28 protein-coding genes and 1 riboswitch are annotated in these 23768 nt (G+C 64.7%); of the genes, 15 read left to right on the forward strand and 13 right to left on the reverse strand.

Going from position 1 to position 23768, the window contains the following annotated elements; all coding sequences use genetic code 11:
* Positions 1–58: 58 nt before the first annotated feature.
* Positions 59–943 (forward strand): sugar nucleotide-binding protein, encoded by an 885-nt coding sequence (locus ABRP30_RS02660; RefSeq protein WP_267820626.1) that lies wholly within the window; start codon positions 59–61, stop codon positions 941–943.
* Positions 936–1868 (forward strand): NAD-dependent epimerase/dehydratase family protein, encoded by a 933-nt coding sequence (locus tag ABRP30_RS02665; RefSeq protein ID WP_349975223.1) that lies wholly within the window; start codon positions 936–938, stop codon positions 1866–1868. Before ABRP30_RS02660 ends, ABRP30_RS02665 begins: the two co-directional genes overlap by 8 nt.
* 357 nt (positions 1869–2225) lie before the next feature.
* Here the strand turns inward: ABRP30_RS02665 and ABRP30_RS02670 are convergent, their stop codons facing one another.
* The 5 genes from ABRP30_RS02670 to ABRP30_RS02690 form a co-directional block, all read right to left on the reverse strand.
* Positions 2226–2906, reverse strand: a complete 681-nt coding sequence (locus ABRP30_RS02670) for an OmpW family outer membrane protein (RefSeq protein WP_349975224.1) — start codon at positions 2904–2906, stop codon at positions 2226–2228.
* Between the two features lie 109 nt (positions 2907–3015).
* The gene (locus ABRP30_RS02675) at positions 3016–3531 is read right to left on the reverse strand and encodes a DUF3299 domain-containing protein (protein WP_349975225.1); all 516 of its coding nucleotides are present in this window, start codon (positions 3529–3531) and stop codon (positions 3016–3018) included.
* Between the two features lie 9 nt (positions 3532–3540).
* Positions 3541–4806: an ABC transporter permease gene (locus tag ABRP30_RS02680; protein WP_241803994.1), complete on the reverse strand. Its 1266-nt coding sequence runs from the start codon at positions 4804–4806 to the stop codon at positions 3541–3543.
* The gene (locus ABRP30_RS02685; RefSeq protein WP_241803993.1) at positions 4806–5516 is read right to left on the reverse strand and encodes an ABC transporter ATP-binding protein; all 711 of its coding nucleotides are present in this window, start codon (positions 5514–5516) and stop codon (positions 4806–4808) included. Before ABRP30_RS02685 ends, ABRP30_RS02680 begins: the two co-directional genes overlap by 1 nt.
* On the reverse strand, positions 5517–6092 hold the full coding sequence (locus tag ABRP30_RS02690; RefSeq protein WP_349975226.1) for a DUF2796 domain-containing protein: 576 nt from the start codon (positions 6090–6092) through the stop codon (positions 5517–5519). It lies immediately after the preceding gene.
* A gap of 132 nt (positions 6093–6224) precedes the next feature.
* On the opposite strand from ABRP30_RS02690, the gene ABRP30_RS02695 reads away from it, so the two are divergent.
* Positions 6225–6569 carry a hypothetical protein gene (locus ABRP30_RS02695; RefSeq protein ID WP_349975227.1) on the forward strand — a complete coding sequence of 115 codons (345 nt, stop codon included), beginning with the start codon at positions 6225–6227 and terminating at the stop codon, positions 6567–6569.
* 57 nt (positions 6570–6626) lie between these two features.
* Here the strand turns inward: ABRP30_RS02695 and trxA are convergent, their stop codons facing one another.
* The 3 genes from trxA to ABRP30_RS02710 are packed head-to-tail and all read right to left on the reverse strand — an operon-like array spanning position 6627 to position 8643.
* A complete protein-coding gene (gene trxA / locus ABRP30_RS02700; RefSeq protein WP_241803990.1) occupies positions 6627–7499 on the reverse strand; it encodes a thioredoxin in 873 nt (290 codons plus the stop codon).
* Positions 7500–7530: 31 nt separating this feature from the next.
* A complete protein-coding gene (locus ABRP30_RS02705) occupies positions 7531–8190 on the reverse strand; it encodes a 50S ribosomal protein L11 methyltransferase (RefSeq protein WP_349975228.1) in 660 nt (219 codons plus the stop codon).
* Complete coding sequence (locus tag ABRP30_RS02710; protein ID WP_349975229.1) at positions 8191–8643, reverse strand: YbaY family lipoprotein; 453 nt, start codon at positions 8641–8643, stop codon at positions 8191–8193.
* 106 nt (positions 8644–8749) lie between these two features.
* Between ABRP30_RS02710 and nrdR the strand changes: the two genes are divergently transcribed.
* The 12 genes from nrdR (at position 8750) to ABRP30_RS02770 (ending at position 17448) form a co-directional block, all read left to right on the forward strand.
* Positions 8750–9214, forward strand: coding sequence for a transcriptional regulator NrdR (nrdR, locus tag ABRP30_RS02715; protein WP_008092351.1), 465 nt, complete (start codon positions 8750–8752; stop codon positions 9212–9214).
* 2 nt (positions 9215–9216) lie between these two features.
* On the forward strand, positions 9217–10347 hold the full coding sequence (ribD, locus tag ABRP30_RS02720; RefSeq protein WP_267820641.1) for a bifunctional diaminohydroxyphosphoribosylaminopyrimidine deaminase/5-amino-6-(5-phosphoribosylamino)uracil reductase RibD: 1131 nt from the start codon (positions 9217–9219) through the stop codon (positions 10345–10347).
* Positions 10348–10389: 42 nt separating this feature from the next.
* The gene (locus ABRP30_RS02725; RefSeq protein WP_349975230.1) at positions 10390–11055 is read left to right on the forward strand and encodes a riboflavin synthase; all 666 of its coding nucleotides are present in this window, start codon (positions 10390–10392) and stop codon (positions 11053–11055) included.
* Positions 11056–11073: 18 nt separating this feature from the next.
* The gene (ribBA, locus tag ABRP30_RS02730) at positions 11074–12165 is read left to right on the forward strand and encodes a bifunctional 3,4-dihydroxy-2-butanone-4-phosphate synthase/GTP cyclohydrolase II (protein ID WP_241803985.1); all 1092 of its coding nucleotides are present in this window, start codon (positions 11074–11076) and stop codon (positions 12163–12165) included.
* Positions 12166–12256: 91 nt separating this feature from the next.
* Entirely contained in the window at positions 12257–12733 is a 477-nt protein-coding gene (gene ribE, locus ABRP30_RS02735; protein ID WP_008092356.1) for a 6,7-dimethyl-8-ribityllumazine synthase, read from the forward strand.
* Positions 12730–13230, forward strand: a complete 501-nt coding sequence (gene nusB / locus ABRP30_RS02740) for a transcription antitermination factor NusB (protein ID WP_012312511.1) — start codon at positions 12730–12732, stop codon at positions 13228–13230. Before ribE ends, nusB begins: the two co-directional genes overlap by 4 nt.
* Before the next feature lie 18 nt (positions 13231–13248).
* Complete coding sequence (thiL, locus tag ABRP30_RS02745; RefSeq protein ID WP_267820646.1) at positions 13249–14208, forward strand: thiamine-phosphate kinase; 960 nt, start codon at positions 13249–13251, stop codon at positions 14206–14208.
* On the forward strand, positions 14205–14708 hold the full coding sequence (locus ABRP30_RS02750; RefSeq protein ID WP_241803983.1) for a phosphatidylglycerophosphatase A: 504 nt from the start codon (positions 14205–14207) through the stop codon (positions 14706–14708). The genes thiL and ABRP30_RS02750 overlap by 4 nt, the downstream gene beginning before the upstream one ends.
* A gap of 16 nt (positions 14709–14724) precedes the next feature.
* Complete coding sequence (locus ABRP30_RS02755; RefSeq protein WP_267820648.1) at positions 14725–15468, forward strand: ABC transporter substrate-binding protein; 744 nt, start codon at positions 14725–14727, stop codon at positions 15466–15468.
* Between the two features lie 134 nt (positions 15469–15602).
* Positions 15603–16220 carry a GTP cyclohydrolase II gene (ribA, locus tag ABRP30_RS02760; RefSeq protein ID WP_241803981.1) on the forward strand — a complete coding sequence of 206 codons (618 nt, stop codon included), beginning with the start codon at positions 15603–15605 and terminating at the stop codon, positions 16218–16220.
* Entirely contained in the window at positions 16217–16636 is a 420-nt protein-coding gene (locus tag ABRP30_RS02765) for an MFS transporter (RefSeq protein ID WP_349975231.1), read from the forward strand. Before ribA ends, ABRP30_RS02765 begins: the two co-directional genes overlap by 4 nt.
* Complete coding sequence (locus ABRP30_RS02770; protein ID WP_267820652.1) at positions 16636–17448, forward strand: cobalamin-binding protein; 813 nt, start codon at positions 16636–16638, stop codon at positions 17446–17448. The genes ABRP30_RS02765 and ABRP30_RS02770 overlap by 1 nt, the downstream gene beginning before the upstream one ends.
* Here the strand turns inward: ABRP30_RS02770 and ABRP30_RS02775 are convergent.
* From ABRP30_RS02775 to ribB, 5 genes are all read right to left on the reverse strand, one after another.
* A complete protein-coding gene (locus tag ABRP30_RS02775) occupies positions 17426–19300 on the reverse strand; it encodes a TonB-dependent receptor domain-containing protein (RefSeq protein ID WP_267820654.1) in 1875 nt (624 codons plus the stop codon). The genes ABRP30_RS02770 and ABRP30_RS02775 overlap by 23 nt on opposite strands.
* 120 nt (positions 19301–19420) lie before the next feature.
* Positions 19421–21316, reverse strand: coding sequence for a 1-deoxy-D-xylulose-5-phosphate synthase (dxs, locus tag ABRP30_RS02780; RefSeq protein WP_267820656.1), 1896 nt, complete (start codon positions 21314–21316; stop codon positions 19421–19423).
* 108 nt (positions 21317–21424) lie between these two features.
* Positions 21425–22312 (reverse strand): (2E,6E)-farnesyl diphosphate synthase, encoded by an 888-nt coding sequence (ispA, locus tag ABRP30_RS02785; protein WP_267820658.1) that lies wholly within the window; start codon positions 22310–22312, stop codon positions 21425–21427.
* Entirely contained in the window at positions 22309–22551 is a 243-nt protein-coding gene (locus ABRP30_RS02790; RefSeq protein WP_054900824.1) for an exodeoxyribonuclease VII small subunit, read from the reverse strand. Before ABRP30_RS02790 ends, ispA begins: the two co-directional genes overlap by 4 nt.
* A gap of 243 nt (positions 22552–22794) precedes the next feature.
* On the reverse strand, positions 22795–23445 hold the full coding sequence (ribB, locus tag ABRP30_RS02795) for a 3,4-dihydroxy-2-butanone-4-phosphate synthase (RefSeq protein ID WP_267820662.1): 651 nt from the start codon (positions 23443–23445) through the stop codon (positions 22795–22797).
* Positions 23446–23525: 80 nt separating this feature from the next.
* Positions 23526–23667: riboswitch (FMN riboswitch) on the reverse strand.
* Positions 23668–23768 lie beyond the last annotated feature (101 nt).

Genomic DNA, 23768 nt, shown 5'->3' on the forward strand with positions numbered 1-23768 from the left:
CCTGGAAACCGCAAAATGACCCCTTTCCCTCATCAACCTGTTCGGATCTGCTGACTCTATGCGTATGCGCCTGATGCTGTTGGGTGGTGGCAATGCCCTTGGGCAAGCGCTGATTCGTCTCGGGGCCGAGGAGGACATCGCATTTCTGGCGCCGCGCCCGCCGGAAGACGGCTGGACGCCGGCCAGCCTGACCCAGCTGCTCGACGATCATCGCCCCGACGCCTTGGTCAACCTGGCTTACTACTTCGACTGGTTCCAGGCCGAGTCGGTCAGCGAACAGCGCCTGGCTCAGCAGGAGCGGGCGGTGGAGCGGCTGGCGGAGCTGTGCCAGCACCACCAGATCACCCTGGTGCAGCCTTCCAGCTACCGGGTGTTCGATGGCTCGCGTGCCACGGCCTATAGCGAAAAGGATGAGCCGGTGCCGTTGGGCCTGCGTGGTCAGGCGTTGTGGCGCATCGAGCAGAGCGTGCGTGCGGCGTGCCCGCAGCATGTGTTGCTGCGCTTTGGCTGGCTGCTGGACGAGAGCATCGACGGTGCCTTGGGCCGCTTCCTGACCCGCGCCGAGCAGCCACAGGAACTGCTGCTGGCCGATGACCGGCGCGGCAACCCGACGCCGGTCGACGATGCTGCACGGGTGATCCTGTCGGTGCTCAAGCAGCTCGATTGCACCGCGCCGCTGTGGGGTACTTACCACTACGCCGGTAACGAGGCGACCACGCCGCTGGCGCTGGGCCAGGCGATCCTTGCAGAGGCCGGGCAGCACCGCCAGCTGGCCGTGCAGGCGCCGACCGCGCAGGCCCATGCCGCCCGCCCGGATGCCAGTGAAGAACCACAGAACGCAGTGCTGGCCTGCAAGAAAATCCTTCATACCTTCGGCATCAAGCCGCGTGCCTGGCGCGCCGGCCTGCCGCCTTTACTGGACCGATTCTACCGCCATGGCTGACGCCCCCATCCTGATCACCGGCGGTGCCGGCTTCATTGGCTCCCACCTGTGCGATGCGTTGCTGGCTAAAGGCTACGCGGTGCGTGTGCTCGACGACCTGTCCACTGGCAAGCGCGACAACCTGCAACTGGGCAACCCGCGCCTCGAGCTGGTCGAAGGCGATGTTGCCGATGCCGCACTGGTTCAGCGCGCCGCGACCGGTTGCAGCGCAGTGGTCCACTTGGCTGCGGTGGCTTCGGTGCAGGCCTCGGTCGAAGACCCGGTAAAGACCCACCAGAGCAATTTCATCGGCACCCTGAATATCTGTGAGGCCATGCGCCTGCAGGGTGTGCGCCGGGTGCTGTTCGCCTCCAGCGCGGCCGTGTATGGCAACAACGGCGAAGGCCAGTCGATTGCCGAGGAGACGCCCAAGGCGCCGCTGACCCCCTATGCGGTGGACAAGCTGGCCAGCGAGCAGTATCTGGACTTCTACCGTCGCCAGCATGGGCTGGAGCCGGTGGTGTTCCGCTTCTTCAACATCTTCGGGCCGCGCCAGGACCCATCCTCGCCGTACTCCGGGGTGATCAGCATCTTCAGCGAGCGAGCGACCCAGGGGCTGCCGATCACCGTGTTTGGCGACGGCGAGCAGACCCGCGATTTCCTTTATGTCGGCGATCTGGTGCAGGTGATGGTGCAAGCGCTGGAGATGGCGCAGGTGGAAGAGGGCGCGGTGAACATCGGCCTGAACCAGGCAACCTCGCTCAATCAGTTGCTCAAGGCACTGGAAACGGTGGTGGGCAGCCTGCCGGCGATCAGCCATGGCCCCGCGCGCTCGGGTGATATCCGCCATTCGCGCGCGGATAACCAGCGCTTGCTGGCCCGGTTCGACTTCCCGCAGCCGACATCGATGGAAGAAGGCCTGGCTCGTTTGCTCGGCAAGGCCTGACTCAGGGGGGGGTGAGGCCCATCGCCGGCTAGCCGGCTTCCACAGGGCTGGGGCAGTTCTTGTGGCTTGCGCCGTATCTGTGGGGGTTGGCTTGTTAGCGCGCTCGGCGCTGGAATTCCGGCGTCTGTGCCGGCCCTATCGCCGGCAAGCCGGCTCCCACAGGACTGCGGCAGTTCTTGAGACTGCGCCGGACCTGGGGGGCTGCGGCAGTTCTTGAGGCTTGCGCCGCTGGCCTACGCCAGTTCTTGGGGCCTGCGCCGTACCGGTGGGAGCCGGCTTGCCGGCGATGGGCTGCGTAGCAGCCCTGATAACGCTAACTGACTGCCATCAAGCCTTGACCGGCTTGCACCGCAGTGGTCAGAACTTGTAGCCAAGGCCGACCATGTAGACCCATGGGTCGACTTCCACGTTGACCTTGGTCTTGCTGTAGCCCAGCGCGCTCGGGCCGTCGACGCTGGCCTTGGTGTCGATATCGACGTACCAGACCGAGGCGTTGACCAGCAGGTTGTCCGTGAGCATGTAGTCCATGCCCAGTTGGCCGGCGATACCGACCGAGTCCTGCAGCTCGAGGTTGCTGAAGCCTTGTTGCTTGCGCTCGCTGCTCAGGTCTTCGTCGAAGAAGGTGTAGTTGATACCGATGCCAGCGTAGGGCTGGAAGCGCGAGTTGGGCGCCATCGGGTAGTACTGCAGCGACAGGGTTGGTGGCAGCTGCTTGATGTCGGCCAGCTTGCCGTCCAGGCCGCCGCCCAGGCCTTTGACGCCAACGGTGTGCTGGAACGGCGTGGCGGCCAGCAGTTCGAGGCCGATGTGGTCGGTGAGCATGTAGGCGAAGGTCAGGCCCAGTTGGGTGTCGCTGTCCAGTGTCGCCTTGGTGCCCGACACCTTGTTGCCGTCGAACTTCAGGTCGCCGCTGCTTTCGTTCGGGGCGGTGGTGATCGCGCCTGCACGAAGGATCATGTCTCCCGCCTGGTAGGCGTGGGCGGCAGGGGCGGCGAGCGCAAGGGCCACAAGTGAGGCGCCGAGCAAGGACTTGTTCATGGAAGCTCCGAAAGGACGTGAGTAATCGAGTTGTCCAATGGTACGGAGCCGTCTAAACGTAATGTTTGACCCAGCTCAAAGAACTGCATTCATGAATCAGAAACAGTTCTCACTTCAGCTCATAAGCGTATATTTTCTCGGCGTCCATCTGGTAACCGGCGTCGGCCAGCTCGCTGCTGGAGGCTTTGACATGCAGCTTTCCTTCAATCCAGTAAGGCTGGTACAGGTCTTCGACGCGTACCCCCATTTCGCTGAAAATATGCACGATCTGGTTGGAGGGCGGTGGCGGAACATGGATGCAGGCGCCGTAGTAGGGCACCAACAGAAACTCGGTAGTGCGACCTTCTTCGCTGACCTCCAGCGGCACGATATAGCCGGGAAGTTTGATCTGCTGGCCGTCCAGTTCCTGCACCACCGGCGCATCGGGCGCTTGCTGGCGCGCCGCTGGGGCTGATTCCGCGGACAGGGCATTGCTCAGCTGCGACATGTCGTGCAGTGGGGCCAGCTGCGGCGGGATGATCGGCGCGCCTTCGGGGATCAGTGCAGGCCAGTCGAGTTCGCGGGGCTCGGCCGCCCAGGTCGGGGTGGCGAGCATCAGTAGGGATAACAACAGCGCGCGAAGCATGGCGTTTTCTCAAAGGTGAATCGACAGGCCATCGGCCAGCGATTGCCGATAGGCGCGCCAGGCCGGCACGCTGCCCATCAGCAGCGCTGCGCCGAGGATGATAGCAAGCAGCGTCCACTCGTGCGTGCTGGGCCAGGCCAGCGGCAGGTACAGGCCGTAATTGGCCTGAACGTAGCCTTGGGCCAGCGCGATGCCGGCATACAGCAGGCCAAGCCCGGCAACGATACCCGCACTGGCCAGCGCCAGCGCTTCAAGCACCAGCAACCCGGCAATGTGCCAAGGCCGGGCGCCCACCGAGCGTAGAATCGCCATCTCCCGGCGACGTTCGTTGAGGCTGGTGAGAATCGCCGTGAGCATGCCGATCAAACCGGTCAGTACGACAAACAGCGAAACCACGAACAACGCTTGTTCGGCCGTGCCCATCAGGCTCCACAGCTCCTGCAGCGCTACCCCGGGCAAGATCGCCAGCAGCGGCTCGCTGCGGTATTCATTGATCTCGCGCTGCAGGCTGAAGGTGGCGATCTTGCTGTTCAGGCCGAGCATGAACGCGGTGATGGCGGCCGGCTGCAAGTCCATGGTTCGGGCCTGCTCGGCGCTGATGCGCCCGGCGCCACGTGCAGGCACGCCGTTATGCCAGTCGATATGGATCGCCTCCATCCCCGCCAGGCTGATGTGCAGTGTGCGGTCGACCGGCGTGCCGGTGCGTTTCAGCACGCCGACCACGGTGAACGGCTTGTCGTCATGCTTGACCAGGCTTATCGCCGCCACACCGTGAGCCAGCACCAGCTTGTCGCCAAGCCTGTAGTGCAGGGCCTCGGCCACCTCGGCGCCCAGCACCACCTCGAACGGATCGCTGGCAAACTCACGCCCCTGGCTCAGCTCCAGATGCTGCCGGCGACCATACTGGTAATGGCTGAAGTACTCACCGGTGGTGCCCATCACCCGATACCCGCGGTGCGAGTCGCCCAGTGAAATAGGGATCGCCCACTTCACCCGTGGATCCTGGGCGTAATGCTGGTAACTGTCCCAACGGATATTGTTGGTGGCATTGCCAATGCGGAATACGGAATACAGCAGCAGGTTTACCGAGCCCGAGCGGGCGCCAACGATCAGGTCGGTGCCGCTGATGGTGCTGGCGAAACTGGCACGGGCTTCGGTGCGCACGCGCTCGACAGCCAGCAGCAGGCACACCGACAAGGCGATGGCGAAGGCGGTGAGGAACGCGGTGAAACGGCGATTGGCCAGGCTGGCCAGGGCAAGGCGAAGCAGGTACATCAGGCCTCCCGGGGCTTGGCTGCGCGGTTCAGCTCGGCCAGTGACAGATGACGGTCGAACAGCGGTGCAAGGCTCTGGTCATGGCTGACGAACAGCAGGCTGGCGCCGGCAGCACGGCATTCATCGAACAGCAGGCGGATGAACGCTTCCCGGGTGTCGGCATCCAGTGCCGAGGTGGGTTCGTCGGCAATGACCAGCTCGGGTTGGCCGATCAATGCACGGGCCGCGGCAACTCGTTGTTGCTGGCCAATCGATAGGCTGTCGGCGCGGCGGGCAAGCAGTGCGGGCTCGTCCAGGCCGAGGTGGGCCAGCAGTGCGCTGGCCGCCTGGTGGACACTGCCATGACGCTGCTCGGCCCGAGCCTTGCGGCTGCTGGAGAAGCGACAAGGCAGTTCGACGTTTTCCCGTACCGAAAGGAATGGCAGCAGGTTGAACTGCTGGAAGATATAGCCGGTGTGATCGACCCGAAAGCGGTCGCGAGCGCTCTGGCCCAAGCCGCCGAGATCCTGGCCGAGCAACTGGATGCGGCCCTGGGCCGGCACGTTCACCCCGCCCAACAGCCCCAGTAGCGTGGTCTTGCCACTGCCGCTGGGGCCCTTGAGGAACAGGGCTTCGCCTGCTTCCAGGCGAAACGCGGGGATATCCAGCAATGGCGGCTGCCCCGGCCAGGCAAACACCAGGTCTTGCAGCGCGATCAGCGGCAGGCTCATTCAGAACCGAACCACGGCACTGGCAGGCGAGGTTTCCAGGCCTTTCTGGCCGTTCGGGCCGATCAACTGCACATTGATTTTTTGCGTAGCAGGGAAGGCCTTGAACAGCGGTGCGAGGTCGAGCTCAGCGATCTTCTCCGGGGCGGAGCATTTGAGCTGATAGTGCGCATCGATATCGCTGTGCTGGTGGCCATGCTCATGCTCATGCTCATCACCGTCGTCATCTTTTGCCGCATCACCGAACAGTGGGCTCTCCAGTTCCTGAGCATCTTCCGTGCAGCCAGCAGCCGCTGGCAGACCAAACAGCTTCAGGGGTTGCTCGAGCTGTTGGCGCACGGCGGCGACCTTGGCTTTGTCGGCATCGCTGCTGGCGCTGTGTTCAAAGCCCACCAGGTTCATTGCCGGGCTGTCCAGCTCCAGCTCGAGGGCATTGCCGTCGAGTACCACGTTGAGCTTGGCCACCCCGTGCTCATGCGCGCCGAGCGTGCCGTGGGCGTGATCATGGTCATGGTCGTGGGCATGAGCCACGGCCAGGGGCAGCAGGGCGAAGGGCAGGGCGAGCAGCAGGCGACGCATGGACGACTCCAGAAGCGGGCTGGGAATGAATTGGTGATGTTATAACAGCTTCTATCTGTGCCGCCAGCCTGCGTTCTGCAGGTTTCATGTTGTTGTAGCATGGGGGCATTGGAGCGCTTGAAGGAATGCATCGTGAGAATTCGGGGACAGATTGGAGACTGGCCGGTGGACCTGACCATCGAACTGGAGCCCGCGGAGTGGGCGCAGTTGGGGCGGCAGCTTGAGGTGCCTGTGGCGGCCGACGTCACACCGCAGGCCATGGCGGCAGCGCCGCGCCAGGATGACGGGCAGTTGACGGCCGCGCGCGAGGTGCTTCGTAAGGAGGGGCAGATGAGCGGGCCTGAATTGCTGGACCGCTTGGAAGGGCTGGCGGGCAGTACGGCGGCGGGTAAGCGGCTGTTGGTGCGGTTGCGCCACAGCAGTGAGGTGAAGGTGGAAAGTGGCGCGGATGCGCCGGTGTATCACTGGATCGGTTGAGGCGATTGCCCTGTGCGGCCGCGCAAGCGAGGGCATAGCCCTCGCCTGCTGGGCGAATCAGAACATCGCCGAAGACAGTCTGCGGCGGTAAACCGCGACCAGCGGATGGTCGCCACCGAGCAAGTCGAACACCTGCAGCATCGCCTTCTGCGGCAAGCCGTTTTCATAGGCGCGGTTACGCTGGAACAGTTTCAGCAGCCCATCCAGCGCCGCTTCATACTGCTGGCGTGCCAGCTGCTGGATGCACAGCTGGTAGGCCGCCTCATCATCCTGGGGGTTCTGCGCCAGGCGGCTTTTCAGGTCGGCGACTTCCGGCAGGCTGGCGGCCTGGCGCAGGAAGGTCAGCTGCGCTTTGGCCCCGGCCAGGGCAGCCTTGTGCTCATCGGTCTTGACCGCGTCCAGCACGACCTGCGCTTCGCCCAGCTCGCCGCGCTCGGCCAGGCAGCGGGCATACAGGATCAGCGCCTCGGCATTGCTGTTGTCTTCCCCCAGCAGCGCCTGCAGCAGTGCCTCCGCCTCGGCGAAACGGCTCTCGGCGAACAAGGCTTTGGCCTGTTCCAAGGGGGATGCTGCCGGCGCGGCAGGCATCTGCACATGCGGCTCAAGCATGGCGCGGATCGCCGACTCCGGCTGTGCCCCGGCAAAGCCGTCGACCGGCTGGCCATCCTTGAACAGCACCACCGTGGGCAGGCTGCGAATACCGAACTGGGCAACGACTTGCTGCTCAACGTCGCAGTTGATCTTGGCCAGCAGCAGCTCGCCCTGATAACCCTCGGCGATCTTCGCCAGCAGTGGCATCAGCGCCTTGCAGGGCGCGCACCACTCTGCCCAGAAGTCCACGAGGACCGGCTTGTGAAAGGAGTTCTCGATCACCAGTTGCTGGAAGTTGGCGTCGGTGGCATCGAAGATAAACGGTGTTTCCTGGCTCATCGTGACTCTCGCAAATCCGTGAATGGCACCACTATAAAGGCTCGCGGCTGGCGTGGTACAGGCTGACCCGGCGGAATTCGTGCGGCTCGGCCAGGTCCGGGAGGGTCAGTGCCTCAAGCACGCCCAGCTGCTGGTATAGCGGGTGGCTGAAATCGCGTACTCGGGAATCGGCCACCAGGGCCTGACGGCCACGGCCGAGGAAGGCATCCAGCAACGGCAGATTGGCACGGTCGTAAAGCACATCCGCCACCAGAATCAGGTCGAAACGGTCGTCTTCGGCAAAGAAGTCGTTGCTGTAGCTGAGCTCGACCCCGTTCAGCTCGGCATTGGCGCGGCTGGCATCGAGTGCCAGCGGGTCGAGATCGCAGGCCACCACTTCCGATGCGCCGGCGCGCGCCGCGGCAATGCCGGCGATACCGGAACCGGCGCCGAAGTCCAGCACGCGCTTGCCGGCCACCCACTGCGGGTGCGCTGCCAGGTAACGGGCCATGGCCAGGCCGCTGGCCCAGCAAAAGCTCCAGTACGGTGGGTCTTCGAGAATGCGCCGGGTTTCTTCGCTGCTGAAGGCGCGGTCCATGTTCTGATCGTCGATCAACCAGAGTTTGAGCGCGCACCCGGGCAGCTCAGTGACGACCAGCCGCGCTTCGCCGATCAGGCCGCTGAGGGCCTGTTGCAGGGCAAGCGTCGCCACCTAAGGCGCCTTTTTGAAGCGCAGCGGGCCAGTGGCCTGAGTCTGGGCCTGGGTGATGCGCACGGGCGGCAGGTGCATGATCAGTTGGCCCGATTGGCTGGCGCGCCCACGCAGCTCGACCCGACCGCCGGCCGGGAAGACCTCGGGGTTGAAGCGCAGGCGGTAGGGCAGCGCCTGGCCGGTGCCGGTCAGGGTACTGCTGGCCAGAAGCTGTTGCGGGCGGTCGCGCTCGTCGATGACCAGCAAGGCCAGTTCCACGTCGGCACCGCGGGGGATTTCCAGCAAGGTACCGCTCAATTCGCGTTGATAGGCGGGCAGCGGGCCCAGCGGTTCGGCCTTTTTCGCCACCTTGGCGGGCGCAGGTGCCGGGGCTGTCTCGGTCTTCGGCCGGTCGCTGCCACAGGCGGCGAGCAGGGCGGCGCAGCCCAGCACGACGAGCGCTCGATAATGCATGGGGTAATCCTTCAGGGGCAGATTTACCTTGGATGTTAACCCCTTTGGCTTGTCTTGCCAGTGGGATGCGCTACCATGGCCCTCCCTTTTTTTGTTGCCTGCCACCATGCACTGTCCCTTTTGCGGTGCCAACGACACCAAGGTCATCGACTCGCGCCTGGTCGCCGAGGGCGAACAAGTGCGCCGCCGTCGCGAATGCGTGGCCTGCGGCGAGCGTTTCACCACCTTCGAAACCGCCGAGTTGGTATTGCCCCGGCTGATCAAGCAGGACGGCACACGCCAGCCTTTCGACGAAGAAAAGCTGCGTGCCGGCATGCAGCGTGCGTTGGAGAAGCGCCCGGTCAGCGTCGAACGCCTTGAGGCGGCCCTGGCGCATATCAAGAGCCGCCTGCGCGCTACGGGTGAGCGCGAAGTCAAGTCGCTGGTGGTGGGTGAGCTGGTGATGGCCGAATTGCGCAAGCTCGATGAAGTGGCCTACATCCGTTTCGCTTCGGTGTACCGGCGCTTCCAGGACCTCGATGAGTTCCGTGAAGAAATCGACCGCCTGGCCCGCGAGCCGGCTAAAGAGTGAGCATGCCGAGCCAGACCGCAATCCTCGACGCCCATTACATGGCCCGTGCCCTGGAGCTTGCCCGCAAGGGCATCTACACCACGCACCCCAACCCGCGTGTGGGTTGTGTGATCGTCCGTGACGGTGAAGTGGTGGGTGAGGGGTGGCATGTGCGCGCCGGTGAACCCCATGCCGAAGTGCATGCCCTGCGCCAGGCCGGTGAGCGTGCCCGCGGTGCCTGTGCATACGTGACGCTGGAGCCGTGCAGCCACCATGGCCGCACCCCACCGTGCGCCGAGGCGCTGGTACAGGCAGGTGTGGCGCGGGTGGTGGCAGCCATGCAGGACCCCAACCCGCAAGTCGCCGGGCAGGGCCTGCGCCGCCTGGCCGACGCAGGCATCGAAGTCGCCAGCGGCGTGCTCGAAGCCCAGGCCCGTGCCCTGAACCCCGGTTTCCTCAAGCGCATGGAGCACGGCTTGCCGTTCGTGCGGGCCAAGCTGGCCATGAGCCTGGATGGCCGCACCGCCATGGCCAGCGGCGAAAGCCAATGGATCACCGGGCCTGCCGCCCGCTCTGCAGTGCAGCGCCTGCGCGCCCGCGCCAGTGTGGTGCTGACCAGCGCCGCCAGCGTGCTGGCCGACAACGCACGGATGACCGTGCGCGCTGCCGAGCTGGGCCTGGACCCCGACACCACCGCGCTGGCGCTCAGCCGCCCCCCCTTGCGCGTACTGATCGATGGCCGCCTGCGCCTGCCACTGGACGCGCCGTTCTTCCAGGCCGGCCCTGCGCTGGTGGTAACCGCCCTGGGTGACGACCCGCGTTACGCCCAGGCGGGCCATGAGCTGCTCAGCCTGCCGGGCAGCAATGGCCAGGTCGACCTGCTCGCCTTGATGCAAACGCTGGCTGCGCGGGGCGTCAACGACATCCTGCTGGAAGCTGGCCCTGGCCTGGTCGGCGCTTTTGCCCAACGTGGTCTGATCGACGAGTACCAGCTGTTCGTCGCCGGCACTTTCCTTGGCTCCCAGGCCCGCCCGTTGCTGGACTGGCCCCTGTCGAAGATGAGCGAAGCGCCACGGCTGAAAATCACCGAAATGCGTGCAGTGGGCGATGACTGGCGGGTCACGGCCATCCCTCTGCCGGCCCCCGGCGTATAATGCCGGGCTTGCCCCGCGCAACCCGTTTTTGAGGAAGACCCCATGTTCACCGGCATCATCGAATCCATCGGCACCATCCGCAGCCTGACCCCAAAGGGCGGTGACGTGCGCGTCTACGTCGAGACCGGCAAGCTCGACCTGGGTGACGTCAAGCTCGGCGACAGCATCGCCGTCAACGGTGTGTGCCTGACCGCCGTTGAGCTGCCAGGTGATGGTTTCTGGGCCGACGTCAGCGTCGAGACCCTCAAGCGCACCGCTTTCCTCGACCTCAAGAGTGGCAGCAAGGTCAACCTGGAGAAGGCCCTGACCCCGACCACCCGCCTGGGCGGCCACCTGGTCAGCGGCCACGTCGACGGTGTCGGTGAAATCATCTCGCGCAGCGATAGCGCTCGCGCCATCCAGTTCCGCGTGCGTGCACCCAAGGAACTGGCCAAGTACATCGCCCACAAGGGTTCGATCACCGTCGACGGCACCAGCCTGACGGTCAACGAGGTCAATGGCGCCGAGTTCGAGCTGACCATCGTCCCGCACACCCTGTCCGAAACCATCATGGCCGACTACCGCGCAGGGCGTCGGGTAAACCTTGAGGTCGATTTGCTGGCCCGTTACCTGGAGCGCTTGCTGCTGGGCGACAAGGCTGCCGAACCGAGCAAGGGCAGTGGCATTACCGAAAGCTTCCTGGCCGCCAACGGCTTCTTGAAATCCTGATTGAGAAGGGGGTGCCGCGTGGCGCTCAACAGCATCGAAGAACTGGTCGAAGACATCCGCCAGGGCAAAATGGTCATCCTCATGGATGACGAAGACCGTGAAAACGAAGGCGACATCATCATGGCGGCCGAGTGCTGCCTGCCTGAGCACATCAACTTCATGGCCAAGCACGCCCGTGGCCTGATCTGCATGCCGATGACCCGCGAACGTTGCGAAACGCTCAAGCTGCCGCTGATGGCGCCGCGCAACGGTTCAGGCTTCGGTACCAAGTTCACCGTTTCGATCGAAGCGGCCGAAGGCGTTACCACCGGCATCTCGGCGGCCGACCGCGCGCGCACCGTGCAGGCCGCAGCCGCCAAGGATGCCAAGGCCGAAGACATCGTCAGCCCGGGCCACATTTTCCCGCTGATGGCGCAGCCTGGCGGTACCCTGGCAAGGGCCGGCCACACCGAGGCCGCCTGCGACCTGGCACGCATGGCCGGCTTCGAGCCTAGTGGCGTGATCTGTGAGGTAATGAACGATGACGGCACCATGTCGCGTCGCGCCGAGCTCGAAGTGTTCGCCGCCGAGCATGGCCTGAAGATCGGCACCATCGCTGACCTGATCCACTACCGCATGATCCACGAGCGCACCGTGCAGCGCGTTTCCGAGCAGCTGATCGAAAGTGAGCTGGGTGAGTTCAACCTGGTCACCTACCGCGACGCAGTGGAAGGCGATGTGCACATGGCCCTGACCCTGGGCAAGGTCTGCGCCGAAGAACCGACCCTGGTGCGTGTGCACAACATGGACCCGCTGCGCGACCTGCTGCTGGTCAAGCAGCCTGGCCGCTGGAGCCTTCGCGCCGCCATGGCCGCAGTTGCCGAGGCCGGCAGCGGCGTGGTGCTGTTGCTGGGCCACCCCCTGGATGGCGACGTGCTGCTGGCGCATATCCGCGAAAGCGCAGGCGATGCACCGACCAAGGCACCGACCACCTACAGCACCGTGGGTGCCGGTTCGCAGATCTTGCGTGACCTTGGCGTGCGCAAGATGCGCCTGATGAGTTCGCCGATGAAATTCAATGCGATATCCGGATTCGATCTGGAAGTTGTAGAATACGTGCCCTCCGAGTGACTTGAGGCGGCGCCTGCGCCCTCACGCTCGAGTCCAAACCCTCCCGAGGCCGCCAGTGCGCGGCCTCGCTCTTGAAGATGAGAACATCGGAATGACCCTGAAGACCATCGAAGGTACCTTCATTGCCCCCAAAGGTCGCTATGCTTTGGTGGTTGGCCGCTTCAACAGCTTCGTCGTAGAAAGCCTGGTAAGCGGTGCCGTTGATGCCCTGGTACGCCACGGTGTCAGCGAAAGCGACATCACCATCATTCGTGCCCCTGGCGCGTTCGAAATCCCGCTGGTTGCCCAGAAGGTCGCCCAGCAAGGTGAATACGACGCGATCATCGCCCTGGGTGCAGTGATCCGTGGCGGTACCCCGCACTTCGAATACGTGGCGGGCGAATGCACCAAGGGCCTGGCCCAGGTGTCCATGGAGTTCGGTGTGCCGGTGGCCTTCGGTGTCCTGACCGTCGACTCCATCGAGCAAGCCATCGAGCGTTCCGGCACCAAGGCCGGTAACAAAGGTGCTGAAGCTGCCCTGTCCGCTCTGGAAATGGTCAGCCTGCTGGCGCAGTTGGAGGCCAAGTGATTAGCGACGAAAGCGATCGTTTCAACCCGCGCGATCCCAAACCTGCGGATGCCGGCAAGCCATCGAAGAGCGCCAAGCGCCGCGAAGCCCGCAAGCTCGCGACCCAGGCCCTGTACCAATGGCACATGGCTCAGCATTCGCTGAACGAGATCGAAGCGCAGTTCCGGGTCGATAACGATTTTACCGATGTCGATGGCGCCTATTTCCGCGAGATCCTGCATGGGGTCCCGGCAATCAAGAGCGAAATCGACAGCGCGCTGAAACCGTGCATGGACATCGCCCTGGAAGAGCTCGACCCGGTCGAACTGGCCGTGTTGCGCCTGTCCACCTGGGAGTTCATCAAGCGCGTCGATGTACCGTATCGCGTGGTGATCAACGAAGGCGTAGAGCTGGCCAAGGTCTTCGGCGCCACTGACGGTCACAAGTTCGTCAACGGCGTGCTGGACAAGCTGGCACCTTCGCTGCGCGAAGCAGAAGTCAAGGCGAACAAGCGCTGATCCTGGCGCTGTCGAGCCATGGGTGAGTTCGAGCTGATCAACCATTACTTCGCCGCCGCGCCCTGTGCGCAGGGCGGTGAGGGCGTGGCACTGGGTATTGGCGACGACTGCGCCTTGCTCGAGCTTGCCTCGGGCGAGCAGTTGGCGGTGTCTACCGACACCCTGGTTGCCGGGGTGCACTTCCCGACGGTCTGTGACCCGCGTCTGCTCGGCCAGCGCTCACTGGCCGTGGCGGCCAGCGACCTTGCAGCCATGGGCGCCAATGCCATCGGCTTCACCCTTGCCCTCACCCTGCCCGACGTCGGCCCCGACTGGCTTGCCGCCTTTGCCGACGGGCTCAGCCGCATGGCCCAGCGTTGCCGCATGAGCCTGATCGGTGGCGACACCACGCGCGGCCCTTTGAGCATCACCGTCACGGTTTTCGGCAGCGTCCCGGCTGGGCAGGCCCTGTGCCGCAGCGGTGCCCGGCCGGGTGACCTGCTGTGTGTGGGTGGCGTGCTGGGCAAGGCAGCCGGTGCGCTACCGTTGGTGCTGGGCGAGCGAGAGGCCCCTGCCGAGCAGAGCGAGCCCCTGCTGGCCCACTACTGGTCGCCGCTGCCTCAATTGGGCCTGGGCCGTCGCTTGCGCGGGCGAGCGACGGCGGCGCTGGATATTTCCGACGGCCTGCTCGCCGATTGTGGGCATATCGCCAAGGCCTCCGGCGTCGCCCTCGAGGTGAACCTGGCGCAGGTGCCAGTGTCTCCTGCACTAGAGGCCTTTCTCGGGCACGATGCGGCGGTGCAGGCGGCGCTCACCGGTGGCGACGACTACGTATTGGCGTTCACCCTGCCGCCTGAGGCGCTTTCGTCCCTGGCGGACGCTGGCATACATGTCATCGGCCGGGTGCTCCAAGGGCAGGGTGTCACCCTGCGTGACCGCCAAGGCCAGGACATCACCCCCGTACAGCGGGGCTATCAACACTTTAGGGAGACACCGTGACCGACCACCCCAACCAGGTGCCTGCGGAGTTCGTTCCGCCCTCGGTCTGGCGCAACCCATGGCACTTCATCGCGTTCGGCTTCGGTTCGGGCACGCTGCCCAAGGCGCCCGGTACCTGGGGCTCGATGGTGGCCATTCCGTTCATCCCTCTGTGGCAGATGCTGCCCGATTGGGGGTACTGGCTGCTGCTGGGCATCACCATGCTGTTCGGTTTCTGGCTGTGCGGTAAAGTCGCCAATGACTTGCGCGTGCACGACCATGAAGGCATTGTCTGGGATGAAATGGTCGGCATGTGGATTACCCTCTGGCTGGTGCCGGAAGGGTGGCAGTGGATTCTGGCGGGGTTCCTGATGTTCCGCTTCTTCGACATCCTCAAGCCATGGCCGATTCGCTGGATCGACCGCCATGTGCACGGCGGTGTCGGCATCATGCTCGATGATGTCCTGGCTGGGGCGTTCGCCTGGTTGGGTATGCAGGTTCTGGTGTGGGCGGTTGGCTGAGACAGGGAGCGCTTTTATGGCCATTCGGACTGTGCTGCTGGCAATACTGCTCTGCTGTGCCCATGGGGCGCTGGCAGCCGAAGGCGTCCCGAAACAGGTCCATCTGGTCAGTGAAGAGTGGCTGGATTACACCAATGCCGATGGTACCGGCGTGGCCTGGGATGTCTTGCGCAAGGTGTTCGAGCCTGCTGGCGTCAAGGTCGTGGCAAAAAGTGCCCCTTACAGCCGGGCCGTCGGGCTGGTCAAACGCGGCGAGGCCGATGCCTGGGTCGGTTCCTACAAGGATGAGAACGAGGATAACCTCTACCCGCGCTGGCACTTCGACATGGACCACATCTATGCGCTGGGGCTTGCCAGCAAGCCGGTGCCGACCTTGGACACCGTGGGTCAGTATCGCCTGGCCTGGGTGCGTGGCTACGACTACGGCAGCTACCTGCCGAACGTGAAGGAGGCGCGTGAGATCCAGCGGCGCGAAGGCATCCTGCCAATGCTTGAGCATGATCGCGTGGACTTCTACATCGATGCGCTGACCGAGGTTGACTACGTCCTTGGCCAAACCTCCCAGCCAGAGCGGTTCCGTCGCACCCATGTCGCCGAACTGCCGTTGTACCTGGCCTTTGCCCGCAACGAACACGGCAAGGCCCTGAGTGAGCTGTTCGACCGACGCATGGCTGAACTGGTACGCAGCGGCGAGTTGAAGCCTATCTTCCAGCACTGGAAGCAGCCGTATCCCTTCACTGCCGACAGCAAGCCCCAATAGCACCCAAGGCTGTCGCAGGCTAACCGAATATCGAACTTTTCGATCTTAACCCACGGTATTCAGCCAGCGCACAGGCGCTGACCTGCTGATACAATCGCTTCACGAGAATTTTCCTACTTATCCAGGAGCACAACGTGCCCGTCGTCTTTGTTGCCGCCTCTAAACTCCCGACTCCCTTCGCGACTTTCACCATGCATGGTTTCCTCGACGAAGCCACCGGCCGTGAGCACGTGGTGCTCAGCCTGGGTGACATCGCCGACGGTGAGCCGGTGTTGGGGCGCCTGCATTCCGAGTGCCTGACTGGCGATGCCCTGTTCAGCCAGCGTTGCGACTGTGGCTCGCAGTTGGAAGCGGCCCTGCAGGCCATTGCCCGTGAAGGCCGTGGCGTGCTGCTGTACCTGCGTCAGGAGGGCCGTGGCATTGGCCTGCTGAACAAGATCCGCGCCTATGAGCTGCAGGACGGCGGTGCCGACACTGTAGAGGCCAACGAGCGCCTGGGCTTCGCTGCCGACCAGCGTGATTACGCGATCTGCCTGCCGATGCTCGAGCACCTGGGTGTGAAGTCGCTGCGCCTGATGACCAACAACCCGCGCAAGGTCAAGGCGCTGACCGATATGAGCATCAAGGTTGCCGAGCGTGTGCCACTGCATACCGGGCATAACCCGCACAACCGCTACTACCTGGCGACCAAGGCCGACAAGCTTGGCCACATGCTGGGTAACGAACACCAGGGGGAGGTTCCCCAGGCGTGACCCGCAGCGAGGTGAAGCGGCGCCTGGCGCTGGCCTGGTGGCAATACCTGGCGGTCGGCCTGGTGCCGCTGCCGGTGATGGCCTGGGCCTTTGGCGGTGGCGATGCGCTGATCCCGGTGCTGGCCATGCCGCTGTTCATCGCCGGTGCGGCAACCCTGTTCCTCAGCCTGCCGCGTTTTGGCGCCTACAAGCGTGCCTTGATCGCCACTTCCAAGTCACTTGGCACGGCTGAAGAGCCGGCCGCCTGGATCGAGCTGGCTCGGGTGCGGCGCATGGCCATGCTGTTCGCCTGCTTCCCTGCCTGGGTCGCCGCACTGTCGGTGCTGGTAGGGCTCGAAGCAGTGCCGCAAATCCTTCTGGCGTTATCCACCGTGGTGGTGCTTTACCTCTACCGCATCCCGCGTCAGCTGGGGTGATGCGCGGCCTGCTCTGCCTGCTGGCGCTGCTGGCCTGCACTGTCCAGGCTGGCGAGCCCCTGCGCGTGGTCAGCCTTGCCCCATCGATGAGCGAAATCATGCTCGAGCTGCAGGCCGACGACCTGCTGGTGGGCGTACTCGACGGCGGCGAGCGCCCGGCGGCGCTGGGTAATCTGCCTTCGGTGGGGCGCCAGGGGCAACTGGACATGGAACGCCTGCTCAGCCTCAGGCCCGACCTGCTGTTGCTCTGGCCCGGCAGCGTGGCAGCGGCCCAGCGCGACCAGCTCACGCGCCTGGGTATCGCCACCTTCAGTGCTGAACCTCACGACCTTGAGCAACTGCTCGAACAGATCGAGGCCATTGCCGTGCGTGTAGGGCGGGCAGAACAGGGGCGGCAGTATGTGGGCGGCCTGCGTGAACGCTTGCAGCACCTGCGTCAGCACTATCGGCGTGAGCAGCCGCTACGGGTGTTCTATCAGGTCTGGGACCGGCCCCTCTACACCTTGGGTGGGCGACAGGTGGTGAGTGATGCTTTGGCGGTGTGTGGGGCGCGCAATATCTTTGCCGACCTGAGCCAGCCGGCACCGCAAGTGAATGTGGAATCAGTGCTGCTGCGCGATCCGCAGGTGATCCTGGCTGGCGACCAGGGGCAGTTGGCAAGCTGGAAGGCTTGGCCAGGTTTGAGCGCTGTGGCCGATGGCCGTCTGCTGGTGGTGCCAGACAAGGGCCTGGAGCGGCCCAGCGGGCAGATGATCGAAGCCACCGCCCGCTTGTGTGCGCTGCTCGAAGCTAAAGCGCCGGCGTCCAGGTGACGCTGAACAGTGCCGTGCGGCCCTCTTCGCGGTAGCCGTAGCTGGCGCCATCGTAGCTGTACAGCGCACGGCTGTAGCCCTTGTCCAGCACGTTATCCAGCTTAATTTCCAGCTTTAGCTCGTCGGTCGCTGCCCAGCTGCCGCGCAGGCCCAGTAGGCCATAGCCGCCGAGGCGGTTGCGGTTGGCCTCATCGTCGTAACTGGCGCTGACAGCCTGCCAGCTGCCCCCTACCGTGAAGCGCTCGAATTGACGGTCCAGGTCCAGGCTCAAGGTGCGCCGTGCGCGGCGGGCGAGGGTGTGGCCGCTGTCGCGATCACGCGGATCGATCAATGCCAGGCCCAGCTGGCTGCGCCATTCGCCCCACTGTTGCTCCAACGCCATTTCCACCCCGTTGATGCGCGCCGAGGCGACATTACGCGGGATCGAGTCCTGGCCAAAGATAATCGCATCACGCAGGTCAGTACGGTACAGCGACGTTTCCAGGCGGCTGTCGCGGCTGAGCTGGCTGCGCCATTGCAGCTCGTAGCTTCTGGAGTGCTCCGGGTCCAGCTGCGGGTTGCTGTACTGTGGGTAGTACAGGTCGTTGAAGGTCGGGGCCCGAAAGCCTTCGCTGTAGGACAGCAGCACATCGTTGTGGGTATTCAGCGGCACGGTAAGGCTACCGCTCCACGTGGTCTGGCCGCCAAACTGCTGGTTCTGGTCGCGGCGCACGCCCAGTTCGGTAGACAGGTGCTCGCCGTGGAAGCGATGCTGGATGAAGGCGGCGCGGTTCCAGCGGCTGTCTTCACTGAAATCGGTGCTGGCGTGCACGCGGTCTTCGTACCAGTCGCCACCGATCAACAGGTTCTGCCGCTCGCTCAGGGCCAGGTCGTTCTGCCAAGTGACCTGGTCGCGATAGGTGTTGAACACCGAGCGCTCATCACTGAGTTTGTCGCGCTTGTCGTCGCGATTTTCGCTATGGCCCAGCTCCAGGCGCGAATGCCACAGGTCATTGAACTGAGCGTCGAAGTACGTGCCCAAGCTGCTGACGCTGAACTCGGTGTAGGGCTTTTGCCCGAAGCTTTCGAAGGTGACCGGGTCGAAGCCGCCGAATGGATTGTCGTACTCGCTGCGGCCTTGGCTGTCGAGCAGGTTCAAGCCGGCTTCGAAACGTTCACCAAACGTGTGGCTCAGGCTCAGGTTGAACGACGTGTTGCGGTAGGCGTCATGATCGCCGTCGCTGGCGAAGGACGGGCCGGTCGAGTCGATGCCTGCCGTTTCGTCCAGGCTGGCGCCCAGGTTGAAGCGGGTCGCGCCGTCGCCGCCGGACAGGCCCAGGCTGCGTTGCCAGGTCTGGTCGGTGCCTGCCGCCATGCGCAGGCGCGGCTGCAGGCCCTGGCCGTTGCTGCGCCGGGTGAAGATCTGAATCACGCCGCCAATGGCATCGCTGCCGTAGATCGCCGAGCGTGAGCCGCGCAGCACTTCGACACGTTCGATCTGGTCGACGTCGATAAACTGCAGGCCGCTGTCGCCGGAGGTGGCATTGGCAATACGCACACCGTCGACCAGTACCAGGCTCTGCGCGGTTTTGGTGCCGCGGATGAAGATACCCGGCAGGCTGCCGCGGCCACCGGTGGGCGCGACTTGCACGCCGGGCACGCGGGCGAGCAGGTCGGTGACACTGGCCGGTTGCAGGCGGTCGATGTCGCTGCGGGTGAAGACGGTATTGGCTGCGCTGGTGGCGGTGCGTGATTCGGCCTGGCGGTTGGCGCTGATCAGCATGTCGGGGAGCTTCAGGGCGTCGTCGCGTTCGGCGGCCAGCAGCTGGACCGGAAGACAGAGCAGGGTAGCGGTAAGGGTTGGGAATTTCATTGGCATTACCATAGCAATCGCCGGCAAGCCGGCTGCCACGCGTACCCCGCTGTTCTTCGGTTCAGCGCAATACCTGTGGAGCTGGCTTGCCGGCGATGGGCCGCAAGGCGGCCGCGGGAATTACAGGCCGAGCCTGGCCATGCGCGCCTTCACAGACGCCTCGATGCCGGCTGCATCCAGCCCACATTCAGCCAGCATCTGCGCAGGCTTGGCGTGCTCGACATAGAGATCCGGCAGGCCCAGGTGCAGCAGCGGCTTGACCACCCCCTGACTGGCCAGGAACTCACCCACGGCAGCCCCGGCGCCGCCCATGATGGCGTTCTCTTCGAGGGTTACCAGCAGGTCATGACTGCCTGCCATCTCCAGCACCAGCGCTTCGTCCAGCGGCTTGACGAAGCGCATGTCGACCACGGTGGCGTTGATTTGCTCGGCGACCTGCAGGGCCTCGGCCAATTGCACGCCAAACACCAGCAAAGCGACCTTCTCGCCCTGGCGACGGACGACACCCTTGCCGATTTCCAGCGGGTCCAGGTCGCCACTGATCGGCGCGTTGGAGCCGGTACCGCGTGGGTAGCGCACGGCGGCCGGACCGTTGTACAGGTGGCCGGTGCTGAGCATCTTGCGCAGTTCGTTTTCGTCGCTGGGGGTCATTACCAGCATGCCCGGGATGCAGCGCAGGTACGACAGGTCGTAGCTGCCTGCGTGGGTTGGGCCGTCTTCGCCGACCAGGCCGGCGCGGTCGATGGCGAACAGCACGTCGAGGTTCTGTACCGCCACGTCGTGGATCAACTGGTCGTAGGCGCGCTGCAGGAAGGTCGAGTAGATCGCGACCACCGGCTTGCTGCCTTCGCAGGCCATGCCCGCCGCCAGCGTGACGGCATGCTGCTCGGCGATGGCCACATCGAAGTAGCGCTCGGGATACCGTTCACTGAAGGCCACCAGGTCCGAGCCTTCCTTCATTGCCGGGGTGATGCCCACCAGGCGGTTGTCGGCAGCGGCCATGTCGCATAGCCATTGGCCGAACACCGCCGAGTACTTCGGCCCGATGGCCTTCTTCGGTGCGGCCGGCTTGTCGGCAGGCTCGAGCTTGGTGATGGCGTGGTAGCCGATCGGGTCGATCTCGGCCGGCGCGAAGCCTTTGCCTTTTTTGGTCACCACGTGCAGGAACTGCGGGCCTTTGAGGTCACGCATGTTACGCAGGGTGGCGATCATGGTCGGCAGGTCGTGGCCATCGATCGGGCCGATGTAGTTCCACCCCAGCTCCTCGAACAGGGTGCCGGGCACCAGCATGCCTTTGGCGTATTCCTCGGTGCGACGGGCAATCTCCCAGGCACCGGGCAGGCGCGACAGCACCTTCTTGCTGCCCTCGCGCATGCTTGCGTAGGTGCGGCTGGAAAGAATCTTGGCCAGGTAGTTGGACAGCCCGCCAACGTTGCGCGAGATCGACATGTCGTTGTCGTTGAGGATGACCAGCATGTCGGCGTCGACTTCCTGGGCATGGTTCAACGCCTCGAACGCCATGCCGGCCGTCAGGGCACCGTCGCCGATCACGGCAATCGACTTGCGCGCGCTGTTCTGCAGGCGGGCGGCAATGGCCATGCCCAGTGCGGCGCTGATCGAGGTGCTGGAGTGGCCGACGCCAAAGGTGTCGTACTCACTCTCGCTGCGGCGCGGGAAGGCGGCGATACCGTCCTTCTGGCGCAGACTCAGCATGCGGTTACGCCGGCCGGTGAGGATCTTGTGCGGGTAGGCTTGATGGCCGACGTCCCACACCAGCCGGTCATCCGGGGTGTCGAAGACGTAGTGCAGGGCGATCGTCAGTTCGATCACGCCCAGGCCGGCGCCAAAATGCCCACCGGTCTGACCCACGGTGTAGAGCAGCTCCTGGCGCAACTCGTCGGCCAGGTGCTCGAGGTCGGCTTCGGCCAGCCGGCGCAGGCCGGCTGGCGTGTCAGCGCGGTCGAGCAACGGCGTGACCGGGCGTTCGCGGGGGATCTCTTGAAACGTCGTGGGCATCAGGCGAGTCGTTATAGATGTTAAGACGCGGCAGTTTACCCCATTGTGGGTAAAGTGCCCATTCAACCAGAGGTGGCGCGCCCCCTGGGTGCGGGTTCGAATCCGTGCTTAATGGCGGCGTTCGACGATGTAGCGCGCCAACGCTCGCAGGGGTTCTGCGTTTTCACCAAACCCTTCAAGTGCGACCAGCGCCTGGTCGCGCAGTTCGATCGCATAGGCCTTGGCCGCTTCCAGGCCAAGCAGGGCCGGGTAGGTCGGTTTGTCACGGGCGATGTCGGCACCCTGGCGTTTGCCGAGGGTGGCGGTGTCGCTTTCCACGTCGAGGATGTCGTCCTGCACCTGGAATGCCAGGCCAATGGCCTGAGCATAAACCTGCAAGGCGTCCAGCTGCGCCTGCTCGGCGCGGCCGCTGGCCAAGGCACCCAGGCGCACGCTGGCTTCGATCAGTGCGCCGGTCTTGTGCCGATGCATGAACTCGAGGGCCTGCTGGTCCAGCTTCACGCCTACGGCGCCAAGGTCGATGGCCTGGCCTCCGACCATGCCGGCAGGGCCTGCAGCCTTGGCCAGGGCCTGGACCATGGCCAGGCGGATGGCGTCGGGCTGCGGGCTCAGCCGTGGGTCGAGCAGGGCACTGAAGGCCAGGCTCTGCAGGCCGTCGCCGGCGAGGATCGCGCAGGCTTCATCGAAGGCTTTATGGGTGGTCGGCTGGCCGCGGCGCAGGTCGTCATCGTCCATGGCGGGCAGGTCGTCATGCACCAGCGAATAAGCGTGGATCAGCTCCACTGCGCAGGCGGCGCCGTTGGCCTGCTCGGCCGCTGCACCCAGCGCTTGGCAGGCGGCATAGGCGAGCAGCGGGCGCACGCGCTTGCCGCCGTTCATCACGCTGTAGCGCATCGCGGCGTATAGCCGCTCAAGCTCCTTGGTGGGCGCGATGAACAGGGGTTCGAGGGCCGCATCGACGCGCGCCTGGCTACTGGCCTGGTAGGCACCGATCATGCCTCTGGCTCCGCATCGAAGGGCTGAGCGGCGAGCTCGCCGTCGCGTTCGAGCAGTATCTGTACTTTCTGCTCGGCCTGGGCCAGGGCGCCCTGGCAATCGCGGGTCAGGGCGATACCTTGCTCGAAGGCGGCCAGCGAGTCTTCCAGCGACAGCTCGCCGTTCTCCAAGCGTTCGACCAGGGTTTGCAGGTCGGCGAGGGATTGCTCGAAATCGATGGAGGCTTTTTTGCGGGCCATGGCGACGGGTCTCGGAGGCTGTACAGAACGGCGCGACACTAGCAGAGCGGGGCGGGGGGAGCAAACTTGAGGGTGAATTTGCCGGCCCGATCGCCGGCAAGCCGGCGCCCACAAATATGGCGCAAGCCTCAAGAATTGCCGAAGCCTAGCTCCCAGAGACAGGGCGCAGGCCTGAAGAGCTGCGCGGTCGCGGTGGGAGCCGGCTTGCCGGCGATTGGGCCGCAAGGCGGCCCCGTCGATCGATCAGGCTGGCACAGCTTCCCGCTCCAGCATCGCTTCGCGGCAACGGGCCAGCTCTGCGATGGTCAGCACTGGCAGGTTGTACTGGCGGGCATACACCGCCACCTGTTCGCCGCGGGCCATGCTGCCATCGGGGTTCATCAGCTCGCACAGCACCGCTGCCGGGCGCAGGCCCGCCAGGCGAGCCAGGTCCACCGAGCCCTCGGTATGGCCGCGACGGGTCAGCACCCCGCCATCACGCGCCCGCAGCGGGAATACGTGGCCGGGGCTGACGATATGCCGTTGCTCGGCCGTCGAGCGCAAGGCTGCTTCGATGGTGGTGATACGGTCCTGCGCGCTGACGCCGGTGCTCACACCCTCAGCCGCTTCGATGGTCACGGTGAAGCCAGTACCGTGGCGAGCCTGGTTGTTCGGCACCATCGGTGCCAGTTGCAGGGCATCGACCGTGGCTTCGTCCAGGCACAGGCAGACGATGCCGCTGCAATCGCGAATCATCATGGCCATGGTCTGCAGCGACAGGTTTTCGGCGGCGGCAACGATGTCTGCTTCGTCCTCGCGGTCGTCATCGTCGAGCAGCAGTACGGGACGGCCGGCCTGGAAGGCGGCGACGGCAGCGGACACATTGGGGAATTGCTGGTGATGCTTGGGGGACATGAAACGCTCCTCGTGAATGATCGATGAACGTCTCGGGGCGAACAAAATGCGCGCGCAAGGGCGCCCTGATGGCCCTTGCCTGACGCCTTCTTTCATCCGGACTATGACCGTCGGCTCTGGAGTTGCACCAGATCTGCTGACCCCCGGCATGGCCGGGGCGCTCGCGGGCTCATCTTTCGATTTACCGCCGGTGGGGACTTTCACCCCGCCCTGAAGACCGGGCAAGCATACCGCACAGTGCTACCCTGCTGACAAGCCGATGATCTGCGACCTTCGGCGTATCAGGGGTGATCGGCTCATGCAACGGCTTCGAGGATATGCCC

Origin of the sequence: Pseudomonas sp. WHRI 8519 (genome assembly GCF_040224055.2) — a bacterium.
GTDB classification, from domain to species: Bacteria; Pseudomonadota; Gammaproteobacteria; order Pseudomonadales; family Pseudomonadaceae; genus Aquipseudomonas; species Aquipseudomonas putida_X.

Bases quoted from the DNA above. Each gene is read 5' to 3' on its own strand.
- ABRP30_RS02660 (WP_267820626.1), top strand. From the start codon at position 59: ATGCGTATGCGCCTGATGCTGTTGGGTGGTGGCAATGCCCTTGGGCAA.
- ABRP30_RS02665 (WP_349975223.1), top strand. From the start codon at position 936: ATGGCTGACGCCCCCATCCTGATCACCGGCGGTGCCGGCTTCATTGGC.
- ABRP30_RS02670 (WP_349975224.1), bottom strand. From the start codon at position 2,906: ATGAACAAGTCCTTGCTCGGCGCCTCACTTGTGGCCCTTGCGCTCGCC.
- ABRP30_RS02675 (WP_349975225.1), bottom strand. From the start codon at position 3,531: ATGCTTCGCGCGCTGTTGTTATCCCTACTGATGCTCGCCACCCCGACC.
- ABRP30_RS02680 (WP_241803994.1), bottom strand. From the start codon at position 4,806: ATGTACCTGCTTCGCCTTGCCCTGGCCAGCCTGGCCAATCGCCGTTTC.
- ABRP30_RS02685 (WP_241803993.1), bottom strand. From the start codon at position 5,516: ATGAGCCTGCCGCTGATCGCGCTGCAAGACCTGGTGTTTGCCTGGCCG.
- ABRP30_RS02690 (WP_349975226.1), bottom strand. From the start codon at position 6,092: ATGCGTCGCCTGCTGCTCGCCCTGCCCTTCGCCCTGCTGCCCCTGGCC.
- trxA (WP_241803990.1), bottom strand. From the start codon at position 7,499: ATGAGCCAGGAAACACCGTTTATCTTCGATGCCACCGACGCCAACTTC.
- ABRP30_RS02710 (WP_349975229.1), bottom strand. From the start codon at position 8,643: ATGCATTATCGAGCGCTCGTCGTGCTGGGCTGCGCCGCCCTGCTCGCC.
- nrdR (WP_008092351.1), top strand. From the start codon at position 8,750: ATGCACTGTCCCTTTTGCGGTGCCAACGACACCAAGGTCATCGACTCG.
- ribD (WP_267820641.1), top strand. From the start codon at position 9,217: ATGCCGAGCCAGACCGCAATCCTCGACGCCCATTACATGGCCCGTGCC.
- ABRP30_RS02725 (WP_349975230.1), top strand. From the start codon at position 10,390: ATGTTCACCGGCATCATCGAATCCATCGGCACCATCCGCAGCCTGACC.
- ribE (WP_008092356.1), top strand. From the start codon at position 12,257: ATGACCCTGAAGACCATCGAAGGTACCTTCATTGCCCCCAAAGGTCGC.
- thiL (WP_267820646.1), top strand. From the start codon at position 13,249: ATGGGTGAGTTCGAGCTGATCAACCATTACTTCGCCGCCGCGCCCTGT.
- ABRP30_RS02755 (WP_267820648.1), top strand. From the start codon at position 14,725: ATGGCCATTCGGACTGTGCTGCTGGCAATACTGCTCTGCTGTGCCCAT.
- ABRP30_RS02770 (WP_267820652.1), top strand. From the start codon at position 16,636: ATGCGCGGCCTGCTCTGCCTGCTGGCGCTGCTGGCCTGCACTGTCCAG.
- ABRP30_RS02775 (WP_267820654.1), bottom strand. From the start codon at position 19,300: ATGAAATTCCCAACCCTTACCGCTACCCTGCTCTGTCTTCCGGTCCAG.
- dxs (WP_267820656.1), bottom strand. From the start codon at position 21,316: ATGCCCACGACGTTTCAAGAGATCCCCCGCGAACGCCCGGTCACGCCG.
- ispA (WP_267820658.1), bottom strand. From the start codon at position 22,312: ATGATCGGTGCCTACCAGGCCAGTAGCCAGGCGCGCGTCGATGCGGCC.
- ABRP30_RS02790 (WP_054900824.1), bottom strand. From the start codon at position 22,551: ATGGCCCGCAAAAAAGCCTCCATCGATTTCGAGCAATCCCTCGCCGAC.
- ribB (WP_267820662.1), bottom strand. From the start codon at position 23,445: ATGTCCCCCAAGCATCACCAGCAATTCCCCAATGTGTCCGCTGCCGTC.